Origin of the sequence: Dongia sp. (assembly GCF_041918875.1) — a bacterium.
GTDB lineage: Bacteria > Pseudomonadota > Alphaproteobacteria > Dongiales > Dongiaceae > Dongia.
On sequence record NZ_JAYRUV010000014.1, the window covers coordinates 40,167 to 62,275 of the forward strand.

At 64.4% G+C, this 22,109-nt stretch carries 21 protein-coding genes and 1 riboswitch; of the genes, 5 read left to right on the forward strand and 16 right to left on the reverse strand.

Annotated elements, in window-relative coordinates; all coding sequences use genetic code 11:
• Positions 1-8 precede the first annotated feature (8 nt).
• The 10 genes from ACE3TY_RS15310 to ACE3TY_RS15355 form a co-directional block, all read right to left on the reverse strand.
• The gene (locus ACE3TY_RS15310) at positions 9-1,349 is read right to left on the reverse strand and encodes a GAF domain-containing protein (RefSeq protein WP_374654467.1); all 1,341 of its coding nucleotides are present in this window, start codon (positions 1,347-1,349) and stop codon (positions 9-11) included.
• The gene (locus ACE3TY_RS15315) at positions 1,346-1,843 is read right to left on the reverse strand and encodes a hypothetical protein (RefSeq protein ID WP_374654469.1); all 498 of its coding nucleotides are present in this window, start codon (positions 1,841-1,843) and stop codon (positions 1,346-1,348) included. Before ACE3TY_RS15315 ends, ACE3TY_RS15310 begins: the two co-directional genes overlap by 4 nt.
• Positions 1,844-1,967: 124 nt before the next feature.
• Complete coding sequence (locus ACE3TY_RS15320; protein ID WP_374654471.1) at positions 1,968-3,545, reverse strand: Rieske (2Fe-2S) protein; 1,578 nt, start codon at positions 3,543-3,545, stop codon at positions 1,968-1,970.
• A 63-nt stretch (positions 3,546-3,608) separates the two neighbouring features.
• Positions 3,609-3,971, reverse strand: coding sequence for a tRNA-binding protein (locus ACE3TY_RS15325; RefSeq protein ID WP_374654473.1), 363 nt, complete (start codon positions 3,969-3,971; stop codon positions 3,609-3,611).
• Positions 3,972-4,086: 115 nt separating this feature from the next.
• Positions 4,087-5,601 carry an aminomethyl-transferring glycine dehydrogenase subunit GcvPB gene (gcvPB, locus tag ACE3TY_RS15330; RefSeq protein ID WP_374654475.1) on the reverse strand — a complete coding sequence of 505 codons (1,515 nt, stop codon included), beginning with the start codon at positions 5,599-5,601 and terminating at the stop codon, positions 4,087-4,089.
• A complete protein-coding gene (gcvPA, locus tag ACE3TY_RS15335) occupies positions 5,598-6,944 on the reverse strand; it encodes an aminomethyl-transferring glycine dehydrogenase subunit GcvPA (RefSeq protein ID WP_374654477.1) in 1,347 nt (448 codons plus the stop codon). The genes gcvPB and gcvPA overlap by 4 nt, the downstream gene beginning before the upstream one ends.
• 1 nt (position 6,945) lies before the next feature.
• On the reverse strand, positions 6,946-7,323 hold the full coding sequence (gene gcvH / locus ACE3TY_RS15340; protein WP_374654664.1) for a glycine cleavage system protein GcvH: 378 nt from the start codon (positions 7,321-7,323) through the stop codon (positions 6,946-6,948).
• A gap of 145 nt (positions 7,324-7,468) precedes the next feature.
• On the reverse strand, positions 7,469-8,614 hold the full coding sequence (gene gcvT, locus ACE3TY_RS15345; protein ID WP_374654479.1) for a glycine cleavage system aminomethyltransferase GcvT: 1,146 nt from the start codon (positions 8,612-8,614) through the stop codon (positions 7,469-7,471).
• A 196-nt stretch (positions 8,615-8,810) separates the two neighbouring features.
• A riboswitch (glycine riboswitch) is annotated at positions 8,811-8,916 on the reverse strand.
• An 87-nt stretch (positions 8,917-9,003) separates the two neighbouring features.
• Entirely contained in the window at positions 9,004-9,561 is a 558-nt protein-coding gene (locus ACE3TY_RS15350; RefSeq protein ID WP_374654481.1) for a hypothetical protein, read from the reverse strand.
• Between the two features lie 29 nt (positions 9,562-9,590).
• Entirely contained in the window at positions 9,591-9,830 is a 240-nt protein-coding gene (locus ACE3TY_RS15355; protein ID WP_374654483.1) for a CDGSH iron-sulfur domain-containing protein, read from the reverse strand.
• A 271-nt stretch (positions 9,831-10,101) separates the two neighbouring features.
• On the opposite strand from ACE3TY_RS15355, the gene ispH reads away from it, so the two are divergent.
• From ispH to ACE3TY_RS15375, 4 genes are read left to right on the forward strand one after another with little or no spacing between them, the layout of a single operon-like run.
• The gene (gene ispH / locus ACE3TY_RS15360) at positions 10,102-11,061 is read left to right on the forward strand and encodes a 4-hydroxy-3-methylbut-2-enyl diphosphate reductase (protein ID WP_374654485.1); all 960 of its coding nucleotides are present in this window, start codon (positions 10,102-10,104) and stop codon (positions 11,059-11,061) included.
• A 17-nt stretch (positions 11,062-11,078) separates the two neighbouring features.
• The gene (locus tag ACE3TY_RS15365; protein WP_374654487.1) at positions 11,079-12,038 is read left to right on the forward strand and encodes a homoserine kinase; all 960 of its coding nucleotides are present in this window, start codon (positions 11,079-11,081) and stop codon (positions 12,036-12,038) included.
• Positions 12,035-12,484 (forward strand): ribonuclease HI, encoded by a 450-nt coding sequence (gene rnhA / locus ACE3TY_RS15370; RefSeq protein ID WP_374654489.1) that lies wholly within the window; start codon positions 12,035-12,037, stop codon positions 12,482-12,484. The genes ACE3TY_RS15365 and rnhA overlap by 4 nt, the downstream gene beginning before the upstream one ends.
• Positions 12,485-12,519: 35 nt before the next feature.
• Positions 12,520-13,077 (forward strand): cysteine hydrolase family protein, encoded by a 558-nt coding sequence (locus tag ACE3TY_RS15375; protein ID WP_374654491.1) that lies wholly within the window; start codon positions 12,520-12,522, stop codon positions 13,075-13,077.
• Between the two features lie 124 nt (positions 13,078-13,201).
• Here ACE3TY_RS15375 and recQ read toward each other — a convergent pair whose 3' ends face one another.
• From recQ to ACE3TY_RS15390, 3 genes are all read right to left on the reverse strand, one after another.
• On the reverse strand, positions 13,202-15,049 hold the full coding sequence (gene recQ / locus ACE3TY_RS15380) for a DNA helicase RecQ (RefSeq protein WP_374654493.1): 1,848 nt from the start codon (positions 15,047-15,049) through the stop codon (positions 13,202-13,204).
• Positions 15,050-15,128: 79 nt separating this feature from the next.
• On the reverse strand, positions 15,129-15,611 hold the full coding sequence (locus ACE3TY_RS15385; protein WP_374654495.1) for a peroxiredoxin: 483 nt from the start codon (positions 15,609-15,611) through the stop codon (positions 15,129-15,131).
• 153 nt (positions 15,612-15,764) lie between these two features.
• Complete coding sequence (locus ACE3TY_RS15390; RefSeq protein ID WP_374654497.1) at positions 15,765-17,678, reverse strand: protein-disulfide reductase DsbD family protein; 1,914 nt, start codon at positions 17,676-17,678, stop codon at positions 15,765-15,767.
• Positions 17,679-17,860: 182 nt separating this feature from the next.
• On the opposite strand from ACE3TY_RS15390, the gene ACE3TY_RS15395 reads away from it, so the two are divergent.
• Positions 17,861-18,436: a YqgE/AlgH family protein gene (locus ACE3TY_RS15395; protein ID WP_374654499.1), complete on the forward strand. Its 576-nt coding sequence runs from the start codon at positions 17,861-17,863 to the stop codon at positions 18,434-18,436.
• 18 nt (positions 18,437-18,454) lie between these two features.
• Here the strand turns inward: ACE3TY_RS15395 and ACE3TY_RS15400 are convergent, their stop codons facing one another.
• The 3 genes from ACE3TY_RS15400 to thrC all read right to left on the reverse strand — a co-directional run bounded on the left by ACE3TY_RS15400 (position 18,455) and on the right by thrC (position 21,963).
• Complete coding sequence (locus tag ACE3TY_RS15400; protein WP_374654501.1) at positions 18,455-19,096, reverse strand: GNAT family N-acetyltransferase; 642 nt, start codon at positions 19,094-19,096, stop codon at positions 18,455-18,457.
• 82 nt (positions 19,097-19,178) lie between these two features.
• A complete protein-coding gene (locus ACE3TY_RS15405) occupies positions 19,179-20,459 on the reverse strand; it encodes a M16 family metallopeptidase (RefSeq protein ID WP_374654503.1) in 1,281 nt (426 codons plus the stop codon).
• Positions 20,460-20,547: 88 nt separating this feature from the next.
• The gene (thrC, locus tag ACE3TY_RS15410) at positions 20,548-21,963 is read right to left on the reverse strand and encodes a threonine synthase (RefSeq protein WP_374654505.1); all 1,416 of its coding nucleotides are present in this window, start codon (positions 21,961-21,963) and stop codon (positions 20,548-20,550) included.
• Positions 21,964-22,109: the final 146 nt, after the last annotated feature.

The window sequence follows — 22,109 nt, forward strand, 5'->3', positions numbered from 1 at the left end:
AAGCCGGCTCAGCGTTCCGCCTCGACCAGCTGCACGGGACGGCCGAGGTTGAGGCGGAAGCGGCCGCGTCCCGCCTTGTCGAGCGCCAGATGCTGGTTGCGCTCGGCAAGGCGCCGGCGCAGCAGGATGAGCCGGGCTTCGAGATTTTCCGAGAATTCCGGCAGGCGGATCTGCGGCGCCAGGCGCAATTCCTTGTTGCTGAACTCGACCCGTCCGTTCCTGACATGCTCGCCGAGCAGGAACCACAGGATGGCGCCGGCAACGCCCTTGATCACATATTCGTCGTCGATGAACACGCTATCGTCCGCCGGATAGTGGCGGACCAGAAGCGGCGTTCCCGATTCCCGCGGCGATTCCGTGCTGGCCGGTACGACATTTTCCTCCGCGTCGCTCTGCAGCGCCCGCATGGAAGCGGCGGCGTCGGCGGCGAGAATCATCAGCGCATCTTCCTCGTCATAGCCGAAGCGGCCAGGCTCCGGGCTCTCGGCATAGATGACGCCCAGCAATTCGTCGCCGGCGAGGATCGGCACGGCGATCTGGCTGCCGCTATCGGGCAGGCCCGGCAGCGGAATTTCGGTCTCGAGCCGTGCCGCCATCGGGCTGCTGCGCAGCGCATCGCGGATGGCGCGGCCATAGAGATATTCGCGTGTCGCATGGGCGATGCGGATGGGCGTGCGTTCGCGCGCGGCGACGCCGATGACTCCCTGGCCGGGCAGGATTTCGGCGCCGACGCCGGATTCGGCATAGCCGAGGCTTGCCACGGTATAGAGACGGTCGCAGGCGGCATCGGCCATCAGCAGCATCACATGCGGCAGGCGGAACTCGGTCCGCAAGGACGAAAGCAGGGTCGCGATCAGGCTGTCGAGATCGCGCGCCGCCCGCAAACGCGGCAGGGTCTGGCGCAAGGCGGCCAGCAGCGGTGCATATGGCGGCGGCAATGGCAGCAGGTCGCCGCGCACGATTTCAGCCTCTTCGACGTGATAAATGTCAGCCCCCAGAAGACGGAAAATGCCGGACATGCCTTCATGCGACGCAATCCCGGCGAGCTTCGCGCGCATGGTTTCGAACAATGGACCTTCGAGTTCGGTGCGCAGGTAGCGCAGATGGAGACGATACTGCGCGCAGGTGGTTGGGTGCTTCAGCAGCACGGTGGCGCGCGGATTGGCGAGGATGTTGGCGCGCGTCTTGCTGAAGAACTGATAGGAGATCGCGACATGCGCCGCATCGACGTAATGCACGTCGGAAATGACGCTGACATTGGGCACGCCGGAGGCATCGCAGGTGGCAATCTCCGAGGGAATGGCGCCTTCGAGGCTGGCCCGCAGATTGGCGAGGTCGACGCGGCTCATGACTGGGCCTCGCCCTGGCCAGCCGCGAGCTTTGCACCGGCGCCTGGGCCCGGCGTCTGCTGGAAGATGTCCTGCGGTGTGAAGGTGACGGTCGCAAAGTCGGCATGCCGCGGCACGCTGAAATAGCCATGCGCGAGCGGTGCCGGATAGCCAAGCGCCACAAGTTCCGCGGACGTCAGGCGGTGATGTTCGGCCTGGGCCGCGGCATCGGCGGCATCGAACGCATCGATGATCGCGTCATGGCCCTTGATCTGCAGCGAGCGGAAGCTGCGCACGTCGCTATAGACCGTCGCCACCGCACCGTTGGCGGCGATGTCGGCCAGTACCTGGCGCGCTTCGTCGCGCAGGACGAAGACGCGAATCTTCTCGTCCTCGCCGACGATGCGGCAGCCATAGGCATGCGCCACGCTTGGCCGCAGTTCCGCATCGCGCCCTGAAACGGAGATCGCAATGGGCCTTGCCAGAAGCGCAAGGTGGGATGATCGGGGTTTCATGAATGGTGACCGGTGTTGCCGTCCTTGCCCGAAAAGATAGGCGTGGCCCGAAAAACCGTCCAGTGCGCGCCGTCACGCTCCAACGATTGGGGCGTGAACCTATTCCGGCGAACTGCGACGCGGATCACTCCCGGGCGACAAGATCCAGCATCTGCCGGGCCGTGCGGCGGATATGGCGCTCCTTGAGCGGTGCGTGGAGAAAGCGGTTGACGGCGGCGGCGAGCCGGCCGGCGAGTGCCGGATGGTCGGCCGCCAGGCGTTCGGCGGCGAAGGCCGTCTTTATGAGATGCGCCGAAACGATGAAACGTCCCCGGCCATGATCGAGCAGGTCTTGGCGAGTTCCCGCCCAGAAGTTCGGCAAATCGGCGACCGCGTAGGGCGATGTGTCGATGGCGGCGTCGACGAAACCGCTGTTGCGGCCGATGAAGCAGGCCAGCTGCAGCATCACCGCCGGCCACAAATCGGGCGACATCATCGCCGCCTGCGCCCCTGCATCGGCGAAGGTGAGGGCGTGGGTGAGATCGAGCCAATTGGCATTCTGGGCCAGGGGCAGATCCGTGCCCTGGAAATGGTCTTCGTCTGCCTGCAGCAATTGCCAGCCCGCCGTCTCCAGCAGCACCGGCCAGATTTCCGCCGTGTCGGCCAGCGCCGACCAGTTCCGCACCTGGAGCATCGCCGATCTGGGCGAGGATTGCCGCAAGGCGGCTGGGTCAGGTCGGCCGTGACCGGCATCGCCAGTTCCCCAGCCGGCCAGCTGCTCCGCATAGGAACGGAATTCCGGCAGCAGATCCTCGCGGCTGGCAAAACAGAGGCTGCGCACCAGCATGGCCAGCAGCGGTGCCGCGCTGTCGGAACCCAGCAGGCCGATCAGTTCCACGACCTTGATGCTGTAGATCACGGCATGGCCGAAATCGGCGTAATGCGCGAGCGCCATCCTTGCCAGGACACGCCGCCATTCGTCCGTCGACAGGGCGGCGACAAGGCCGCCGCGCATCAGGCGCATGGCCGAGGCTTCGTCCTGCGCTTCGATGGCGGCGGCGAATGCCTCTTCATTCCAGGCGTCGGTGCCGGCGGCGAGCGGATAGTGCGAGCGGTCGCGCGCATCGTCGGAAAGGTGGCCGAGAATCTCGCCATAGGCGATGAGCCGGTCTTCCGGGCTGGCCGCCGCCGCCAGTTGCAGCCAGTCGGATGCCGCCGCGATCGCATGCGTGGCGCCGAATTCCAGGCGATCCTGCGCCCAGGCCAGAGCGGTACGGACGGCATCGAGCGGGTCGATACCCAACTGCATCAACCGCGCCACCTCGCGAAGCTGGCGGTCGGAATCGTCTTCGTGCAGCGCGCGGGTGAGGCCGGCGAGAACCGCCTGGCGCCGGTCGGCCAAGGATTCCGGCACGACGTCGATTTCGATACGGGCGTCGCGGCTGCGCACGGGAAAACGCCGCAGCTTGTCGCCGCCCACAAGCGTCTCGCCGCTGGCGAGGTCGAATTTCCAATTGTGCCAGTTGCAAGTGAGGACACAGCGATTGCCGTCGCCGCCGAGGCTGCCCTCGCGCAGCGGATAGCCCTCATGCGGGCAGCGGTTGACGCAGGCGAAGAGGCCCGCTTGCGTGTCGAGCAGCAGTATCTGCCGCCCTTCATGGCGTACGATCAGCTTTCCGGCCCTGGCCAGTTCGCCGGCCGCCGCCACGTCGATCCAGGCCATCGCATCCTCCATGTCAGGAGAAGATGCTCGTCTCGCTAATTAGAAAAGTAAATAGTTTCTATATTAGTAGAGCCGGCCGCCATTGGGGATACCCAGGGTGGGGGCGATGAGGACGACTTCTCCGTTTTCGTCAGGGAATCCCAGTACCAGAACCTCGGACATGAATTTGCCGATCTGCTTTTTGGGGAAATTGGCGACGGCGGCCACCTGGCGGCCGACGAGTTCATCCAATGCATAGCGTTTGGTGATCTGCGCCGAAGAGCGTTTGAGGCCGATCGCGGGCCCGAAATCGATGGTGAGCTTGTAGGCCGGGCGGCGCGCTTCCGGATAGGGCTCGGCAGCGACGATGGTGCCGACCCGCACGTCGACCTTGCTGAAATCGTCGTAGGTGATTTCGGCGGCGATGGGTTCGGGCGAAGCTGACATGGCAGCGACTCATTTTGTGACGGGCTGCCGCATGTAAGCGGGCCTGGGAGCGTGAGGCAAGCGACCCCTCGCCCCATTTCGTGGGGCGAGGGGTCGGGGTGAAGGGTTGTTTCGGCTACTCCGCCGCTTTCTTGGCTTCTTCCGGCTTCCAGCGCAGGACCGGCTGGCGGGCGGCTAGCGTTTCATCGAGGCGCCGGCGCGGCGTGTGGTAGGGGGCGCCGTGAAAGTAGGCGGCTTCGCCAGCCTTGGCGCGGCGAGCGAGACCCCGCACGACGTCGATATAGCGGTCGAGCCCGATCTTGCTTTCGGTCTCGGTCGGCTCCATCAGCAGGGCACCATGCACGACCAGCGGGAAATACATGGTCATCGGATGGTAGCCCTCGTCGATCATCGCCTTGGCGAAATCGAGCGTGGTCACACCCGTACCTTCCAGGAAGTCGTCGTTGAACAGCGCCTCATGCATGCAGGTGCCGGGGAAGGCAGCGGAAAGATCGCCCTTGAGGCTGGCCTGCAGGTAATTGGCATTCAAGACCGCATCGCCCGAGACCTGGCGCAACCCATCGGCGCCATGGCTGAGGATGTAGGAGAGGGCGCGGGTGAACATGCCCATCTGGCCATGGAAGCCTTTCAAGCGGCCGAAGGCTGTCCCGTCATCAAGCTCCACCAGGTCGAACCCGTTCGGGCCATGCGTCACGTAAGGGAGCGGCGCATAGGGGGCGAGGGCCTTCGATAGGACCACGGGGCCGGAACCCGGGCCACCGCCGCCATGAGGCGTCGAAAAGGTCTTATGGAGGTTGATGTGCATCGCGTCGACACCGAGATCGCCCGGCCGCACGCGGCCGACGATGGCGTTGAAATTGGCCCCGTCGCAATAGAAATAGCCGCCGACGCCATGGATCGCATCGGCGATGTCGATGATGTCGTTCTCGAACAGGCCGCAGGTATTGGGGTTGGTGATCATCGTGCCGGCGACATCGGGACCGAGCTTGGCCTTGAAGGCCGCAAGGTCGACGCGGCCGCGCTCATCGGCGGGGACAGGATCGACTTCGTAACCGATCGAGGCGGCGGTCGCGGGATTGGTGCCATGGGCCGATTCCGGCACCAGGATGCGCTTCCTGGCGTCGCCCTTGGCCAGATGGGCTGCGCGAATGGTGAGCATGCCGCAAAGCTCGCCATGGGCGCCGGCGGCGGGCGACATGGCCACGGCCGGCATGCCGGTCAGGGTTTTCAGCCAATGCGCCAGCGTGTCGATCACTTCCAAGGCACCCTGCACGGTCGAGACCGGCTGCATGGGATGAAGATCGGCGATGCCGGGGAGGCGCGCGATCTTCTCGTTGATGCGCGGGTTGTGCTTCATCGTGCAGGAGCCCAGCGGATAGACCGACATGTCGATCGCATAGTTCTTCTGGCTGAGCTTGGTATAGTGGCGCACCACCTGGGATTCCGCGAGGCCCGGCAGGCCGACCCGGCCTTTGCGCTTGATTCCGCCGAGGCGTTCCTTGTGCTTGGGCACGTCCGGCAGATCGACGCCGGCACGGCCGGGCACATCCATCTCGAAAATCAACGGTTCTTCGAGCTGCAGGCCGCGATTGCCCGAGATGGTGTTGGTCAGGGGATTGGGCTTGGTCATTTCAGCACCTCTTTGAGGCCGGCCTCGAAGGCATTCATCTCGGCCTCGGTGGTGAGTTCGGTGGCGGCGACGAGCAGCAGATTTTCCGCCGCCTTGTCCTTCACCATGCGCGCGACCGGCACGCCGCCCAGGATGCGCCGCGTGGCCAATGCCTCGACCACGCCGATGGCGGGCTTTGGCAGCTGCAAGGTGAACTCGTTGAAGAAGCTCTCGTTGAGCAGCTTCACGCCCGGAATGGCGCCCAGACGGTCGGCGAGATTGCTGGCATTGGCGTGGTTGAGCACCGCCAGCTTGTTGAGCCCAGCCTCACCCAGCAGCGTCATGTGCATGGTGAAGGCCAGCGCGCAGAGACCGGAATTGGTGCAGATATTGCTGGTGGCCTTTTCGCGGCGGATATGCTGCTCGCGCGTGGAAAGGGTCAGCACCCAGCCGCGCCGTCCGTCGACATCGACCGTCTGGCCGACGACGCGGCCCGGCATCTGGCGCACGAACTTTTCGCGCACGGCGAAGAGCCCGACATAGGGACCGCCGAAACCCAGCGGATTGCCGAGCGACTGGCCTTCCGCGACGACGATATCGGCGCCCATCTCGCCAGGGGGCGAGAGAAGGCCCAGCGAGACGATTTCGGTCACCGCCACGATCAGAAGCGCACCGGCGGCATGAACTGCCTCAGCAAGCTTCGTGAAATCGTGGATATGGCCGAAAAAGCTGGGATTCTGCACGACGACGCAGGAGACATCGGGGCCGAGATGCCTGGCGATATCCTCCTTGCCGGATGCGTCGAGTGGTGCCGAGACCGTATCGAAGCCGGTGTGGCGGCCATGAGTCTCGACCACTTCGCGGTAATGCGGATGTAGCCCGCCGGAGATGACGGCCTTCTTGCGCCGCGTCACGCGGTTGGCCATGGCGACGGCTTCGGTGGTCGCGGTGGCGCCGTCATACATCGAGGCGTTGGCCACTTCCATGCCGGTGAGGAGCGCCACCTGGGTCTGGAACTCGAAGAGGTATTGCAGCGTCCCTTGCGCCACTTCCGGCTGGTAGGGTGTGTAGGAGGTAAGGAATTCGCCGCGCTGAATGAGATGATCGACCGCCGCCGGCACGTGATGGCGGTATGCGCCGGCGCCCAGGAAGCTCGGCGCCTGATCGGTGCCGAGATTCTTCCGCGCCATGGCGCCGATGAAACGTTCGACCTCCATCTCGGACATGTGGTTGGAAAGACCGGCGATGGGCGCCTTCAGCAGCGCGCCGTTCGGCACGTCGGCATAAAGGCTGTCGACCGAGGGCACCCCGACCTTGGCCAGCATCGCCTGGCGGTCGGGCTCGGTCAGCGGCAGGAAGCGCATTTCAGTGCAACCCCTCGCAATAGGTCTTGTAGGCGGCTTCGTCCATGAGGGCGTCGAGCTCGGCCTTGTTGGACATCTTCACCTTGGCGAACCAGCCTTTGCCCAGCGCATCCTCATTGACCGTGCCGGGCGTGTCGCCCAGCGCCTCGTTGACCTCGACCACTTCGCCCGAGACCGGCGCATAGACTTCGCTCGCCGCCTTCACGGATTCGACGACGGCCAGTTCCTTGCCTTTTTCCACCTTCTTGCCGATGGCGGGCAGGTCGACGAACACGACATCGCCCAACTGTTCCTGCGCATAGGGGCTGATGCCGATGGTGGCGACATCGCCTTCGACCTTCACCCATTCATGATCCTTGGCAAAGCGGATACCGCTCATGGAAATGCTCTCCTCAATTTCGTTGTGGCGCTTCGACGGATCGTCGCGCCGTTCCCCGGTGAAACTAACCACGTTTCTCTTCTCTCCTTGTCATGCCCGCGAAAGCGGGCACGACAAGGCAATGGCTGCATGATTTTGCACTGGCCTAGCCTCGATGATACCGATGCGGCACAAAGGGCATGGCGGCGACCTTTGCCGGCAAGACCTTGCCGCGCACCATCAGGTTGACGGATGTGCCGACGGCCGAATGAGCTTTCTCGACATAGCCCATGGCGACGGGGGCCCCGAGACTCGGACCAAAGCCGCCCGACGTGATCTCGCCGATGACGCGGCCGCTCTGGTCGGTGATCTCGGTATGGGCCCGGGCTGGTGCCTTGCCTTCGGGCAGGATGCCGACGCGCCGGCGCGCCGGCCCTTCGCTCAGGAGCCGCTGCACGATGCCGGCGCCGGGAAAGCCGCCTTCCTCACGCCGGCGTTTCTGGATCGCCCAGACGAGGCTGGCCTCGACCGGATTGGTCTTTTCGGTAATGTCGTTGCCATAGAGGCAGAGCCCCGCTTCGAGGCGCAGCGAATCGCGTGCACCGAGGCCGATCGGCTTCACCTCCGGTTCCGCCAGCAGCTTCCGGGTCAAGGCGTGGATATCGGCATTGGCGACCGAAATCTCGAACCCATCCTCGCCGGTATAGCCGGAACGGGTGGCGATGAGGTCGCAGCCGGCGGCTTTCAGCTTCGCTCCGTTCATGAACTTCATCTTGGCGCTGTCGGGTGCGAGGCGGGCAAAGACGGTGGCGGCCTTTGGCCCCTGCAGCGCCACCAGCGAACGGTCGGCCAGGACTTCGATCTCGCAGCGGCCATTGAGATTGGCCCTGAGATGGGCGATGTCGGCATCCTTGCAGCCGGCGTTGACGACCATGAAGAGATGGTCGGCTTCCGTCCCCGGCCCCATGCGCGTCACCATCAGATCGTCGAGGATGCCGGCGGCGTTGTCGGTGAAGAAGCTGTAGCGCTGCTGGCCGGGCTTCAGGCCCATGAAATCGGCCGGGCAGAGGCGCTCGAGCGCCGCGGCGGCGGCAGTGAAACTCTCGCCCCGAATGCGGACCTGGCCCATATGCGAGACATCGAACAAACCCGCCGCTTCGCGGGTATGGAGGTGCTCGGCGAGGATCCCGGCCGGGTATTGCACAGGCATGTCATAGCCGGCGAACGGCACCATCTTGGCGCCCAGTTCGACATGCAGATCATGCAAGGCGGTGGAAAGAAGGGGCGCATCGGCCCCGGTAGCGGCACTCACTGAAAGCCCTCCGACGAATGGCGACCGCGACCGGGAATTCCTTATGGGGATTTCCCGCGCGACCCCCCTCTGTCTTCGGAACCTGAGAGATTGGCCGTCGGCCCTCGCGCGCAAGAAAGCGCGCCGATCAAGGCTGGCGGTTTACTCCTTCGGTGGGATGAAGCCCAGGTGTGGGGCCATCCGCTTTCCAGAGTTTTTCCCCGTGTCGGTCCTTTTGCCTGAGAGTTTCCGGGGGCGGTTGCTCCTTCGGCGCCTGGCCCCAGTCACTCTGGCTGGGGCGAGGTCTCTCCCGACAACGGGTTTTGCCGCGCGCAACATGGGCCGCCGCGCGACTATCCGTCAAGCGGCATTTTTATGTGCGGATGCGGCATGCCCGCCGGTGGCTAATCTTAGAACTGGGGATTGCGCCGGTTATAGGCCAGTTCCTTTTCGTTCACCGCCAGGCCGATATAGATGCGGTAGAAATCGCCATTCTCGCCCTGTTTGAGCGGCGTCAGGATATTGACGGCATCCTGCACGGCGCCTTGCACCTTGGCGGCGGTGAAGGGAATCTCGACATCCAGGGTCTGGCTGGAAAGCTGGCTGCCGCCCGGGCCGGTGACGCGAATCCAATAATTGAACTTGGCCGTGCTGTCCGGGTTCTTCGGCCCGCGCGAAGCGGCGAATTCGACGCTGATCTCGCTGCGAATCGTCGTTTCGCCGCTGTCGGTGTTGATCACATAGGTGCAGAAGGATTTCGAGCGCGCGATGCGTGCTTCGAAGGATGTGTCGGCGAGGTCTTCGCTCTCCCCGGCAAAGCGGGTGAGGTAGGCGGCATCCTGCACCACTTTGACAGGCGGGCAGGGGCGCGATTGCTGCGGGATCGGATCGACGCAGCCGCCGAGCAGCAAAGCGCCGCCCAGCAGGCCAAGAAGATTTTTCCCCAAAGAGGTCGTCGAATTCATCATCGTCCTTTCCGCGCGAGCCGATGCCGCACTCAGAGTTTCGAATGCGTCCCGTCGCAAAGCGGGGCTTTATGGGAATGCTTGCAGCCGCAAAAGAAAACGGCCTTGGCCAGGGTGGCATCGTACTTGATCGGGCTGAATTCCGAACCCTTATGCGAGCCGTCGCAGAAGGGTTGCTTCCGGCTGCGCCCGCAGGCGCACCAGAAATAGGATTTGCCGGCTTCGACATCGACCTTGAACGGCGCTTTCTGCGCGATCTGCGGACCCGTCATCGTTGCCATTTCCTCTCGGACACGGCCCGGACCGTGCACCCCGCCGGCACCGAATCCTGACCGAATTAACCCTAATTGACGGACTTTAGTTGAGCAGCCGGGCTTCGACAAGCCAGGGGGACAAGCCAGGGGGACAGGCGGGGAGATAAACCGGGGGCGGAGATGGGCGGCGACGTGACCGAATTCGATCCCATTATGACCCCTTTGGCATTGCCTCGGGACTTGAAAACCCTATATTCCAGGCAAATTCCACCGGCACCGGGCGAGCCCCATGAATGAGAGCAGGCTGAGCAAGAGCAAGCTGAACGTCTATCTGGCCGCGCCGCGTGGTTTCTGCGCCGGAGTCGACCGCGCCATCCAGATCGTCGAGCGGGCCCTGGAGCGTTATGGTGCCCCGGTCTATGTGCGCCACGAGATCGTCCACAATCGCCATGTGGTCGAGGCGCTGGAGAAAAAGGGCGCCATCTTCGTCGAGGAGCTCGACGAAATCCCCGGCCGGTTCCCGGTGGTCTTCTCGGCCCATGGCGTCCCCAAGGCCATTCCGGCCGAGGCCGAGCGGCGCGAGCTCATGTATCTCGACGCCACCTGCCCGCTGGTCTCCAAGGTGCACCGCGAGGCGGAGGGGCATTTCGCCGCCGGCCAGCACATCATCCTCATCGGCCATGCCGGGCATCCGGAGGTGATCGGCACCATCGGTCAATTGCCGGAAGGCGCCGTCTCGCTGGTCGAAACCGCCGAGGATGCCGAGCGGATCGAGGTCAAGGACCCGCTGGCGCTGGCCTATATCACGCAGACGACGCTCTCCATCGACGACACGATCGGCATCATCTCGGTCTTGAAGCGCCGCTTCCCGGCCATTCACGGACCGCGCAAGGAAGATATCTGCTACGCCACCACGAACCGTCAGCAGGCGGTGAAGGCGATTGCCGAGAAATGCGACCTGATGCTGGTGATCGGCGCACCGAATTCCTCCAACTCGCGCCGCCTGGTCGAAGTGGCGCGCGTTGCCGGCTGCGCGCACGCGCATCTCGTGCAGAAGGCCGCCGAGATCGATTGGGCCTGGTTCGGTGGCGTCAGGACGGTCGGCATCACGGCCGGCGCGTCGGCGCCGGAAATCCTGGTGCAGGAAGTGATCGGCGCCTTGCGCGACCGCTTCGACATCCTCACCGACGAGGTCTCCGTCACCACCGAGACCACGCATTTCAAACTGCCCCGCGCCCTCACGGCATAACCGATCCGGATCTTCCCATGGCTGTCTATACCGAAGTACCGGATGGCGACCTGGCCGCCTTCGTCAGAGCCTATGACATCGGCGAGGTTATTTCCTGCAAAGGTATCGCCGAGGGCGTCGAGAATTCCAACTTCCTCATGCGCACGACCAAGGGCAGCTACATCCTGACCCTCTATGAAAAGCGTGTGAACAGGAGCGACCTGCCGTTCTTCCTGGGATTGATGGAACATCTGGCCGCCAAGGGTCTCAGCTGCCCGACGCCCATCAAGGCGCGGGACGGTGAAGCCCTGCGCGAACTGTGCGGCCGGCCGGCGGCGGTCATCAGCTTCCTCGAAGGCATGTGGCCGCGCCGTCCGACCGAGCGGCACTGCCAGCTGCTGGGTGCCGCGATGGCCGAATTTCATCTGAAAGGCCGCGACTTCGCGCTGAAGCGTCCGAACAACCTGTCGCTTTCCGGCTGGCGCACATTGGTTGCCAATACCAGGGATCGCGCCGATGAGGTGTCGCCGGGCCTGGCGCGGGCGATCGAGGACGAGCTTGCCTATCTCGAAGGTCATTGGCCGCAGGATCTGGAGGTCGGTGTCATCCATGCCGACCTTTTCCCCGACAATGTCTTCTTCCTCGGCGACCGTCTCTCAGGGCTCATCGATTTCTACTTCGCCTGCACCGACTTCCTGGCCTATGACATCGCCATCTGCCTCAATGCCTGGTGCTTCGAGGCGGGGGGCGAGTTCAACGTGACCAAGGCGAAGATGCTGATCGAAAGCTATGCCAGACTGCGACCGCTGCCGGAGAAGGAGCTGGCGGCGATGCCGGTGCTGGCGCGCGGCGGTGCCTTGCGCTTCCTGCTGACGCGCCTTTATGACTGGCTCAACCATCCGCCGGGCGCCTTCGTGCAACCGAAGGATCCGCTGGAATATCTGAAGAAGCTGCGCTTCCATCAGCAAGCCAGCAGCATCGGTGCCTACGGCCTATGACGGCGTCAGCTGAGCTCAAGGTTGTCGACGTCTTCACCGACGGCGCTTGCAGCGGCAATCCGGGGCCGGGCGGTTGGGGCGCCATCCTGCGCTATGGCGCGGTGGAAAAGGAGCTTTCGGGCGGCGAGGCAATCACCACCAATAACCGGATGGAATTGATGGCGGCCATTTCGGCCCTGGAGGCGCTCAAGGGCAATATCCATGTGCGCCTCCACACCGACAGCCAGTATGTGAAGAACGGCATCACCAGCTGGATTCACAATTGGAAGCGCAGCGGCTGGAAAACGGCCGACAAGAAACCCGTCAAGAATGTCGATCTCTGGCAGCGCCTTGACGCGGCCCTCAAAGGACACAAGATCGACTGGATCTGGGTCAAGGGCCATAACGGCCATGACGAAAACGAACGGGCCGACGCCCTGGCGCGGGCGGCTGTTCCCCGGCGATAGAGTGAACGCCGATAGAGCGAAAGGAAATGCCCCGCATGACGACGGCCCTGCTGATCATCGATGTCCAGAAGGCCATCCTTAACGGGGCCGGCACGGCGGCGCGGCAGCCGATCCTCGACCGGGCACTGGACGAAGTGGTTGCGCGCCTGCAGGCTATTCAGCAGCGGGCGCGAAAAGCCGGCGTGCCGGTTGTCGTCGTGCAGCATAACGATGTGGGCGACCACCGCCTGGCCAAGGGCCAGCCGGGCTGGGAACTGCGCCCCGAAATCGCGCCCGCCGCCGGCGAGGCGCTGGTGCACAAGACGGCTTGCGATTCCTTCTTCGATACCGACTTGCAGGATGAACTTGAAAGGCGTGGTGTCACGCATCTCGTCATCGGCGGCTGCATGACGCAATATTGCGTCGATACCACGACCCGGCGCGCCGTCACCATGGGCTATGACGTGACCCTGCTCGGCGACGGCCACATGACCGGCGACCGTGGGGCCCTCACCTACGACCAGATCATCGCGCACCACAATATGCTGCTCGACGGGTTTGACGCGGGGAAGTGCGCGGTGACGGTAAAGAAGACGGCCGAGGTGGTGTTCTGACACCCCCTCTCCCCGACCCTCCCCCACGTTGGGGGGAGGGGGCTCACCGAGCTTGCTGTGGCTTATGCGACAGGCTCACTGGAGTTCCCTCCCCCAACGTGAGGGAGGGTTAGGGAGAGGGGGCCTACCTGAACGCAGCCAGCACCTCGAGGAAATCCGCGCCGTAGCGCTTCATTTTGCGTTCGCCGATGCCGGGGATGGAAAGGAAATCTTCCAGGCGCTCCGGCTTCGCTTGGGCGATGGCGAGCAGCGTTGCATCGTGGAAGATAACATAGGGCGGCAGATTCTGCGCCGTGGCGAGGTCGCGGCGGCGGTTGCGCAGCGCCTCCCACAAATCCGGCGCCACGTCGGCGCGGGTGAGTGCCGCTGCGGTCGTGGCGTCCGCCGTGCCGTTGCGGCGCGGCCTGTTGCCGCGACCCATCTTCACCGTCGGGCGGCGCATCGGCAAAGCCGCTTCGCCTTTCAGCAAGGGCCGTGCGCTCTCGCTCACCGCCAGCGTGTTGAACTGGTCGCTCTGCACGATGAGATAGCCCAGTGAGACGAGCTGGCGGCCGAGTGTCTTCCATACTTGCCCATCGACATCGCGCCCTATGCCGAAGACCGGCAACCGGTCATGGCCGAAACGCATCACCTTCTCGGTTGCCTCGCCGCGCAGCACGTCGATGAGGTGCCCGATGCCGAAACGCTGGCCGGTGCGCCAGCAGGCGGAGAGCAGCTTCTGCGCCGGCACGGTAGCGTCCCAGGTCTCGCCCGGCTCCAGGCAGACATCGCAATTGCCGCAAGGCCGCGACTCTTCCCCAAGATAGGCAAGGAGCGCTACCCGCCGGCAACTGGTCGCCTCGCAGAAAGCGAGCAGGGCGTCGAGCTTGCGCCGGCTCACTACCTTGCGCTGGTCGGAAAGCTCCGATTCCTCGATGCGCCGGCGCAGCAGCACGACATCGGCAAGACCGAAAGCCAGCCACGCCTCGGCCGGCAGTCCGTCGCGCCCGGCCCGGCCGGTTTCCTGATAATAGGCCTCGATGGAACTCGGCAGATCGAGATGGGCCACGAAGCGCACGTCCGGCTTGTCGATGCCCATGCCGAAGGCGATGGTGGCGACCATGACAATACCGTCCTCGCGCAGGAACCGTTCCTGGTTCTTGCGCCGTGCCTCCGCATCCATGCCGGCATGATAAGGCAGCGCCTTTATCTTGTGGCCGGCAAGCCAGGCCGCTGTCTCCTCGACCTTCTTCCTGGACTGGCAATAGACGATGCCGGCCTCGCCCGCATAATCGGCTTCGATGAGGGCCAGCAGCTGGCGTTTTGCATCCGTTCGTTCGGTGACGCGGTAGCGGATGTTCGGCCGGTCGAAGGAGGTGAGATAGACCTCCGCTTCCCGCAGCGCCAGGCGCTGGCGGATTTCCTCGCGCGTCTCGCGGTCGGCGGTGGCGGTCAGCGCAATGCGCGGAACCTCCGGGAACTGCTCGTGCAGCACCGAAAGCTGGATATATTCGGGGCGGAAATCGTGACCCCATTGCGAGACGCAATGCGCCTCGTCGATGGCGAAGAGCGCGATCTTCAGCGCATGCAGCAGCTCGAGGAAGCGCGGCGTCATCAGCCGCTCGGGCGCCACATAGAGAAGCTGCAGTCCGCCCTGGCGCAGCTGTGCCTCGACACCGCGCATCTCATCGAGGCTCTGGCTGGAATTGAGGACGGCGGCGGCGACACCCATCTGCTGCAACGCTGCCACCTGGTCCTGCATCAGGGCGATGAGCGGCGACACGACGATGCCCACCCCCTCGCGCAGCAGGGAGGGGATCTGGTAGCAGACCGATTTGCCGCCACCCGTGGGCATCAGCACCAGCGCGTCGCCACCCTTGGCGACATGGTCGATGATCTCCGCCTGGCGGCCGCGGAAATCCTCATGGCCATAGACCCGCCGAAGGATTTCGAGGGCCGGCGAGAGGTGAATATGCGGCGAATCGGCCGTCATGCGAATCCGGAAAGGTGGACAACGGGAAAGGGCGGCAGCTTGCGCCACCGCCCTTCGTTCGGCAAGAACCCTGAAAGTCTCAGAGCGCTTTCATGATCGCTTCGGCGCTCGACACTTCGAAGGCGCCCGGCGCCTCGACATTGAGCGCCTTCACCACCCCATCGTCGACCACCATGGCATAGCGGCTGGCGCGCAGGCCCATGCCGTAGCCGGTGCCGTCCATGGTGAGGCCCACGGCCTTGGAGAAATCGGCATTGCCGTCGGCCAGCATCAACACCTTGTCGCCGGCATTCTGCACCTTGCCCCAGGCATCCATGACGAAGGCGTCATTGACGGAGAGGCAGGCGATGGTGTCGACGCCCTTGCCCTTGAGCGCCGCGGCATTGTTGACGAAGCCCGGCAAGTGCTTGGCCGAGCAGGTCGGCGTGAAGGCGCCGGGAAGTGCGAACAGGACGACCTTCTTGCCCTTGAAGATATCGTCGGTGGACAGGGTCTGCATGCCGTCCTTGTCCATCGTCTTCAGCGAGACCGATGGAATCTTGTCGCCAACCTTGATCGTCATGAGAGATATCCTTTCTGTGAGTTCCGGCGCCCCGAAGGTTGCCATCGCCTGCTGTGCCCCGGGTTGAACTGGGGCAACGAATGAATAGGGGTCTAGATATAGGCCCGGCCCGGCACCATTGCCAAGCGCGCAAAGCCAGTCGGATTTTTGCGGTTATTTGGCCTGTCGCAGCGCGTTCATCACACCGTCACTGGACAGCAATTCGGGCAGCAGAATGCCATCCGGCGCCGCCGGCCCATAGACCACGTTCATCGGAATCCCGAATCGGCCGAAACTGGCGAGATAGGCGCTGATGGCGGGATCCGGATTGGTCCAATCGGCCCGCATCGCCGCCGTTTCATGGAGGGCGCCCAGCACCGGCTCCCGCATCAGGACGAACTCCTTATTCGCCTTGCAGGTGATGCACCATTCGGCGGTGACGTCGACGAAGACGACCTTGCCCTCTTTCACCAAAGCGGGGATCGCCGCGGCGTCGAACCTCGTCCACGCGATGCCGTCGTCGCGCGCTGTCGGCGCGATGAGGCCGGTCTGCTGGGCCAGGATGAAAGCCAGCCACAATCCGGTCCCCGCCAGCGACAGCCCCAGCGCCCGCTTCATCCACAGCATCCAGCGGCCGGGGCGCGGCAGCCAGGCAACGAGATGTGGAAACGAAGCGATGGCGAGATAGGGCAGCGCAAGGCCCAGGCCGAGCGCTGCAAAGATCGTGACGATCTCGCCCGGGCCCCGCGCCAGGGCGAAGCCCACCGCCGTGCCGACGAAAGGCGCCGAACAGGGTGTCGCGAGAACGGTGGCGAGAATGCCGGTCGTGAAGCTTGCCAGCAGCGGCCGGCGCGGTTCCGCCCGGTCGGCGATATTGCCGAGCGCGCCCGCGATCGCCGGCACGGGAATCTGGAACAGGCCCCAGACATTGGCCGCCAGCGCAAAGCAGAGCAGCGCCAAGGCGCCGAGGAAGACAGGCTGCTGGAACTGGATGCCCCAGCCGATACTCTCGCCGCTCGCCTTGACGGCGATGAGGACGCCGGCCAGCGCCATGAAGGCGGTGACGATGCCGGCGGCGCTGGCGAGGAATCCGGTGCGCATGTGCCGCCGCGCGGCACCCGCATGCTCCAGCACATGGCTGAGCTTCAGGATCAGCACCGGCAGCACGCAGGGCATGACGTTGAGGATCAATCCGCCGGTCAAGGCCACCAGCAGCATCGGCCACAGGCGCGATTCCGCGGGCAAAACGGGGGCCGGCCTCGCCACATCGGCGAATATTTCCGGCACCACGTTCTGCTCCAGCGCGCGCGTGCCGTCGAAGACGGTGAGCGTCAGCGCGGTGCTGGCGGGATCGGGCGCCTCCGGCTGGCGGTCGATCGGCAATGTCAGGCGGGCGAGGCGGCCTGCCTCCAATATTTCGACTTTGGGTTTGTCGAAATAGAGACCGCTCGGTCCTTCGACGATGGCATCGGGCTTGAGCAGCGGCGCACCGTCGGAGCGCAGCAGAATGGCAAGCGTGTCGTCCTCCACCCGCACATCCTGCAGGCTGAAGCGGGCCTTGGCACCAGCATCGGGCACCAGCGCCTGATAGCGGCTGATCAGGGCGGCATCGTCGCTGACCGCGGCCGTACCCGCTGGCAGGTCGAGGGCTAGTCGATGTTCATAGGGAATGCAGATCTGCTCGCAGACGAGATAGCGCAGAGTGGCGCGCAGGCCGATCGGCGAACCCGGCCGGCGCGGCGTGATACTCAACGGAAAGACGACTTCCTCGCCATAGCCGAAGGTCTGCAGGCCAAAGAGTTCGAACCGGTGCGGCACCGGGAAGGCAAGGTCCGCCGCCGCCACATTCTCCGACCCGGCTATGTCGATGCTGGGCGGAAAGCCGGCATCGCCGGGGCTGCGCCAATAGGTCTTCCACCCGGATTTCAGCGTGATGGCGACACCCAGCGGAATCTTGGCAAGATCGCCGGTGGCGGTGACGGCCGAGACAAGCTCAACGCGCGTCTGGTCGGTCGTGGCCGAATCTTGCGCCAAGGCCGGGCCGAGAGGTCCCGGAACGCCCGCCAGCAGGCCCAGAACGGCCCCCATCCGGCCCGAATTCGCCAGCCATCGCAAAGACTTGATATACGCCAAGAGATTCACTATTTGCCAACTTTCCAGCGCAATTATACCCTCAGGGCTTACGGATGGCGCTGCCATCTTGTTTCACCGGCAGCGCGTCATTTTGCCGCCAAACAGGGCCGAACTTGACCGAATACGGACTGTCTGCCATGCATAAAGGGCTTTTACATCAGGGCTTTATGACAGGGCAACTGCTCGTCGCGATGCCGCATATGCGCGATGCCCGGTTTACCCGGACCGTCATCTATCTGTGCGCCCATACCAGCGACGGCGCCATGGGGCTTGTTCTCAACCGGCTGGTCGGCGCTCTCACTTTCCCCGATCTCCTGAGCCAGCTCGGCATCGATCCGGTGCCGGATGCCGAACATATCCGTATCCGCTCCGGCGGCCCGGTCGAAACGGGCCGCGGCTTCGTGCTGCACTCGGCCGATTATGTCGAGGATGCGACGCTGAAAGTTGGTTCGGAAATCGGCCTCACCGCGACACTCGATATTCTGCGCGACATCGCCGCCGGCCAAGGCCCGCGCCGCTCGGTCCTCGCCCTGGGCTATGCCGGCTGGGGGCCAGGTCAATTGGATGCCGAGATGCAGGCCAATGCCTGGCTCAACGTGCCGGCCGACGAAGAACTCATCTTCGATGACGATCTCAACGAGAAATGGGAACGCTGCATCGGCAAGCTCGGCGTCAACATCAGCGCGCTCTCGGGCGATATCGGCCACGCGTGAGATAGCGCTGCTTCAGCGTCAAGCAAGATGCTGACGGGATAGCCCCCCATATTCCTCCGCCAGCAATTGGTGGCAGAGATGGTCGCGCCAGTCGCCGGCGATCTTGAGATAGCCGGGTGCCAGGCCGATTTCGCGAAAACCGCAGCGACGCAGCAGATGCCTGCTGGGGTCATTGTCCGGGATGCAGGCGGCATCGATGCGATGCAGGCCCAGACCCGGCTGCTCGGCTTCCAGCGGTGCGAAGGCATAGGGCAGCAGCAGATCTAGCGCCGCATGCATCAGTCCCTGGCCCGCGAAGGGTTCCCCCATCCAATAGCCCAGATTGCAGCATTGCGCGGATAGGCGCCGCACATTGTTGAGATTGACGCCACCCAGCAATGTCTCGCGGGCGAGGCCATTCCTGCCGGTGGCGAAAATATAGAAAGCATAGCCAAGGTCGCTGTTCCATTCCCGCACCACGCGGCTGACGCGGCCGCGATAGGTGCCGCGCGAGAGCGCATTCTCACCCCAGACCGGTTCCCAGGGTTCGAGAAAAGCACGGCTATGCCCGCGAAGTTCCGCCCAGGCGCGATAGTCCGCCAGCAGGGGCGGCCGCAGGTAAACTCTTTCGCCCGTCAGGACCGGCGGCTTGGGCCGGTAGGTCGGTTCGAACAGAAACATGCTTCATCCCCAGCCTTTATATCTGGGCCACTATCTCCGGGCCGTGGCTGGGGAACGGCCCGGCGCCGGCTGTTTCGACGATTCAAGCCTGCAGGCGGCCGCGCAAAGATTCAAGGTCCATGACCTTTCCCACCGGCCCCATGGCGGTGAGGGTCGGGTTGCCGGCAACGAGGCGCCTCGCCACGCGGGCGAGGTCGGCCACTCCCACCGCGTCGACCTTGGCCACGATCTCGGCCGGGCTGAGAACCCGGTCGTAGATCAGCAATTGCGCCGCCAGCTGCTCGCAGCGCGCGCTGGTTTTCTCGCGCGCCATGAGGATGCCGGCCTTGAGCTGTGCTGCCGCGCGGTGCAATTCCTCGGCGGAAATATCGTGCGGCAGTTTCAGCAACTCGTCGCAGACGATCGGCAGCAATTCCCCGGCCTCGTCCTCGCCCGTGCCGGCATAGATGCCGAAAAGGCCGGCATCCTTCCAGGCGCTGGCGAAACTGTGGATGCCATAGACGAGGCCGCGCTTCTCGCGCACTTCCTGAAAAAGACGCGAAGACATGCCGCCGCCGAAAAGCTGCGAGAGTACGGCGCCGGTATAATAGTCCGGGTCGTGAATGCCGATCCCCTCGAAACCGAGCAGGATATGGACCTGCTCCAGTTCGCGGCCGTAGCGCGTCTCGCCACCGCGATAGCGCGCCGGCTCCGGCGCCGCCGAATGCCCAAGCGGCAGACTGTCGAAGGCCTTGACCGCCAGATCGACCAGCCGCGCATGTTCCAGATTCCCGGCCGCGGCCAGCACCATGTTGCCGGGGCGATAGTGGCTCGTCTGGTAGGCGGCGATCTCGTCGGCGCGCAAACCGGCGACGATTTCGGCACGGCCCAGCACCGGCCGGCCCATGCTCTGGTCGGGAAAAGCCGCTTCCTGGAAATAATCGTAGACGATGTCGTCAGGAGTGTCTTCAGCTTGCCCGATTTCCTGCAGGATGACGCCGCGTTCGCGCTCCAGCTCCGTCGCGTCATAGGTCGAATGCTGCAGGATGTCGGCGATGAGGTCCACGGCCAGCGGCAGGTCGCCGGAGAGGACCTTGGCGTAATAGGCGGTCTGCTCGCGCCCCGTATAGGCGTTGAGCACGCCGCCCACATTCTCGATCTCGACCGCTATGTCGCGCGCCGAGCGGCGCCGCGTGCCCTTGAAGGCCATGTGCTCCAGAAGGTGCGACACGCCGTTCTCCGCCGCCCCTTCATGGCGCGTGCCGATACCGACCCAGACACCCAGGGATATCGTTTCGACCGACGCCATGCGGTCGCTGGCGATGCGGAAACCGTTATCGAGCGTCGTCACTTCGACGCTCGCATCGGCCTTGCTGGTGATCATATCCAATGCGATGGGACCTATTGCCTGTTATGCCCGCTTGACCGCTCTGCCAGCCTACCTGTTGTGCCAGCCTACCTGTTGTGCCAGCCTACCTGTTGTGACCGAGGCGCGTATGGGCCAGCACGTAGTCTTGCACCTTCTTGAGGTCGTTGGGTAGCTCCGAAAGCCGTTCCTTGCGCGCCAGCAGGTCGGCAAGGTGCGCCGGCAGCGCCGGACGGATGCCGGTTGCCTTTTCCACCGCATCGGGGAACTTGGCCGGATGGGCGGTGGCCAGCGCGATGGTTGGCGCGACCCCGGGCCTGCCCGGCTTGCGTTCATCGAGCGCCGCCGCCAGGCCGATGGCCGAATGCGGGTCGACCAGCATGCCGGTGCGCTTGTGGATGTCCCGCATCGCAGCCAGCGTCTCGCGGTCGTCCAGCCGGTGCGCCTTGAACAGCCTGGCCGTCTGCGCCCAGCCTTTCTTGGGGGCGGCGAAGCTGCCGGTCTCGCGGAAGGCCGTCATGGCGGCACCCAGCTTCTCGCCCTTGCGATCGAAAAGATCGAACAGCAGCCGCTCGAGATTGCTGGAAACCTGGATGTCCATCGAGGGCGAGAGCGATGGCGTCACCTTGCTCATCTTCATGGCGCCCGAGGCGAAGAAGCGGGTCAGGATGTCGTTGCGGTTGGAACCCACGATCAGCCGGTCGATCGGCAACCCCATCGACCGCGCCGCATAACCGGCAAAGACATTGCCGAAATTGCCCGACGGCACGGCGAAGTTGACGGCCCGGTCCGGCGCGCCCAATGCCAGGGCGCCGGTCACGTAATAGACGATCTGCGCCATCACGCGCGCCCAGTTGATCGAATTCACCGCCGACATGTTGATGCGGTCGCGGAACCCGGGATCGTTGAACATGGCCTTCACCATGTCCTGGCAATCGTCGAACGATCCGTCGATGGCGATGTTGTGGATATTGTCGGCTTCGATGGTCGTCATCTGGCGGCGCTGCACCTCGGACACGCGGCCCTTGGGATGCAGGATGAAGATGTCGATCGAGGCGCGATTCTTGCACGCCTCAAGGGCGGCCGAGCCGGTATCGCCGGAGGTGGCGCCAACCACGGTAATGCGCTCGCCGCGCTCCTTGAGCACGATGTCGTAAAGCTGGCCCAGCATCTGCAGGGCGACATCCTTGAAAGCAAGGGTGGGTCCGTGGAACAGCTCCATCAGCCAAAGGCTCTCATCGACCTGCACCAGGGGGGCCACGGCTTCGTGGCGGAAGGTGCCGTAGGCAGCGGCGATGGCCTTTTCAAGCTGGGCCGGTTTCAGGGTGGTGCCGATGAAGGGCTTCATCACCGCCGCCGCCACCTGGCGGTAGGGCTTGCCAGCAAGTTTCTGGAACTGGGCGGCGCTCCATTGCGGCCAGGCCTCCGGCACATAGAGCCCGCCATCGCGTGCCAGCCCTGTAAGCAGGGCCGCCTCGAAATTGAGTTTCGGCGCCTGGCCGCGGGTGCTGATGTAACGCAAGGGAAACCTCGTCTGGATCGGGACTGCGAAATCGGACCCAAATTACGGGGGCGGGCCGTCCCTGACAAGCGAAGGCGGCGCCTTCGGGGCGTTGCCGGGCTTGCGAAATAGTCATATTGCGGGCGTCCCCGACGCATCGTCCCCGG

What these genes read in the sequence shown, in the direction of transcription:
- ACE3TY_RS15310 (WP_374654467.1), bottom strand. Translation starts at nt 1,349, where the DNA reads ATGAGCCGCGTCGACCTCGCCAATCTGCGGGCCAGCCTCGAAGGCGCC.
- ACE3TY_RS15315 (WP_374654469.1), bottom strand. Translation starts at nt 1,843, where the DNA reads ATGAAACCCCGATCATCCCACCTTGCGCTTCTGGCAAGGCCCATTGCG.
- ACE3TY_RS15320 (WP_374654471.1), bottom strand. Translation starts at nt 3,545, where the DNA reads ATGGCCTGGATCGACGTGGCGGCGGCCGGCGAACTGGCCAGGGCCGGA.
- ACE3TY_RS15325 (WP_374654473.1), bottom strand. Translation starts at nt 3,971, where the DNA reads ATGTCAGCTTCGCCCGAACCCATCGCCGCCGAAATCACCTACGACGAT.
- gcvPB (WP_374654475.1), bottom strand. Translation starts at nt 5,601, where the DNA reads ATGACCAAGCCCAATCCCCTGACCAACACCATCTCGGGCAATCGCGGC.
- gcvPA (WP_374654477.1), bottom strand. Translation starts at nt 6,944, where the DNA reads ATGCGCTTCCTGCCGCTGACCGAGCCCGACCGCCAGGCGATGCTGGCC.
- gcvH (WP_374654664.1), bottom strand. Translation starts at nt 7,323, where the DNA reads ATGAGCGGTATCCGCTTTGCCAAGGATCATGAATGGGTGAAGGTCGAA.
- ACE3TY_RS15350 (WP_374654481.1), bottom strand. Translation starts at nt 9,561, where the DNA reads ATGATGAATTCGACGACCTCTTTGGGGAAAAATCTTCTTGGCCTGCTG.
- ACE3TY_RS15355 (WP_374654483.1), bottom strand. Translation starts at nt 9,830, where the DNA reads ATGACGGGTCCGCAGATCGCGCAGAAAGCGCCGTTCAAGGTCGATGTC.
- ispH (WP_374654485.1), top strand. Translation starts at nt 10,102, where the DNA reads ATGAATGAGAGCAGGCTGAGCAAGAGCAAGCTGAACGTCTATCTGGCC.
- ACE3TY_RS15365 (WP_374654487.1), top strand. Translation starts at nt 11,079, where the DNA reads ATGGCTGTCTATACCGAAGTACCGGATGGCGACCTGGCCGCCTTCGTC.
- rnhA (WP_374654489.1), top strand. Translation starts at nt 12,035, where the DNA reads ATGACGGCGTCAGCTGAGCTCAAGGTTGTCGACGTCTTCACCGACGGC.
- ACE3TY_RS15375 (WP_374654491.1), top strand. Translation starts at nt 12,520, where the DNA reads ATGACGACGGCCCTGCTGATCATCGATGTCCAGAAGGCCATCCTTAAC.
- recQ (WP_374654493.1), bottom strand. Translation starts at nt 15,049, where the DNA reads ATGACGGCCGATTCGCCGCATATTCACCTCTCGCCGGCCCTCGAAATC.
- ACE3TY_RS15385 (WP_374654495.1), bottom strand. Translation starts at nt 15,611, where the DNA reads ATGACGATCAAGGTTGGCGACAAGATTCCATCGGTCTCGCTGAAGACG.
- ACE3TY_RS15390 (WP_374654497.1), bottom strand. Translation starts at nt 17,678, where the DNA reads ATGGGGGCCGTTCTGGGCCTGCTGGCGGGCGTTCCGGGACCTCTCGGC.
- ACE3TY_RS15395 (WP_374654499.1), top strand. Translation starts at nt 17,861, where the DNA reads ATGCATAAAGGGCTTTTACATCAGGGCTTTATGACAGGGCAACTGCTC.
- ACE3TY_RS15400 (WP_374654501.1), bottom strand. Translation starts at nt 19,096, where the DNA reads ATGTTTCTGTTCGAACCGACCTACCGGCCCAAGCCGCCGGTCCTGACG.
- ACE3TY_RS15405 (WP_374654503.1), bottom strand. Translation starts at nt 20,459, where the DNA reads ATGATCACCAGCAAGGCCGATGCGAGCGTCGAAGTGACGACGCTCGAT.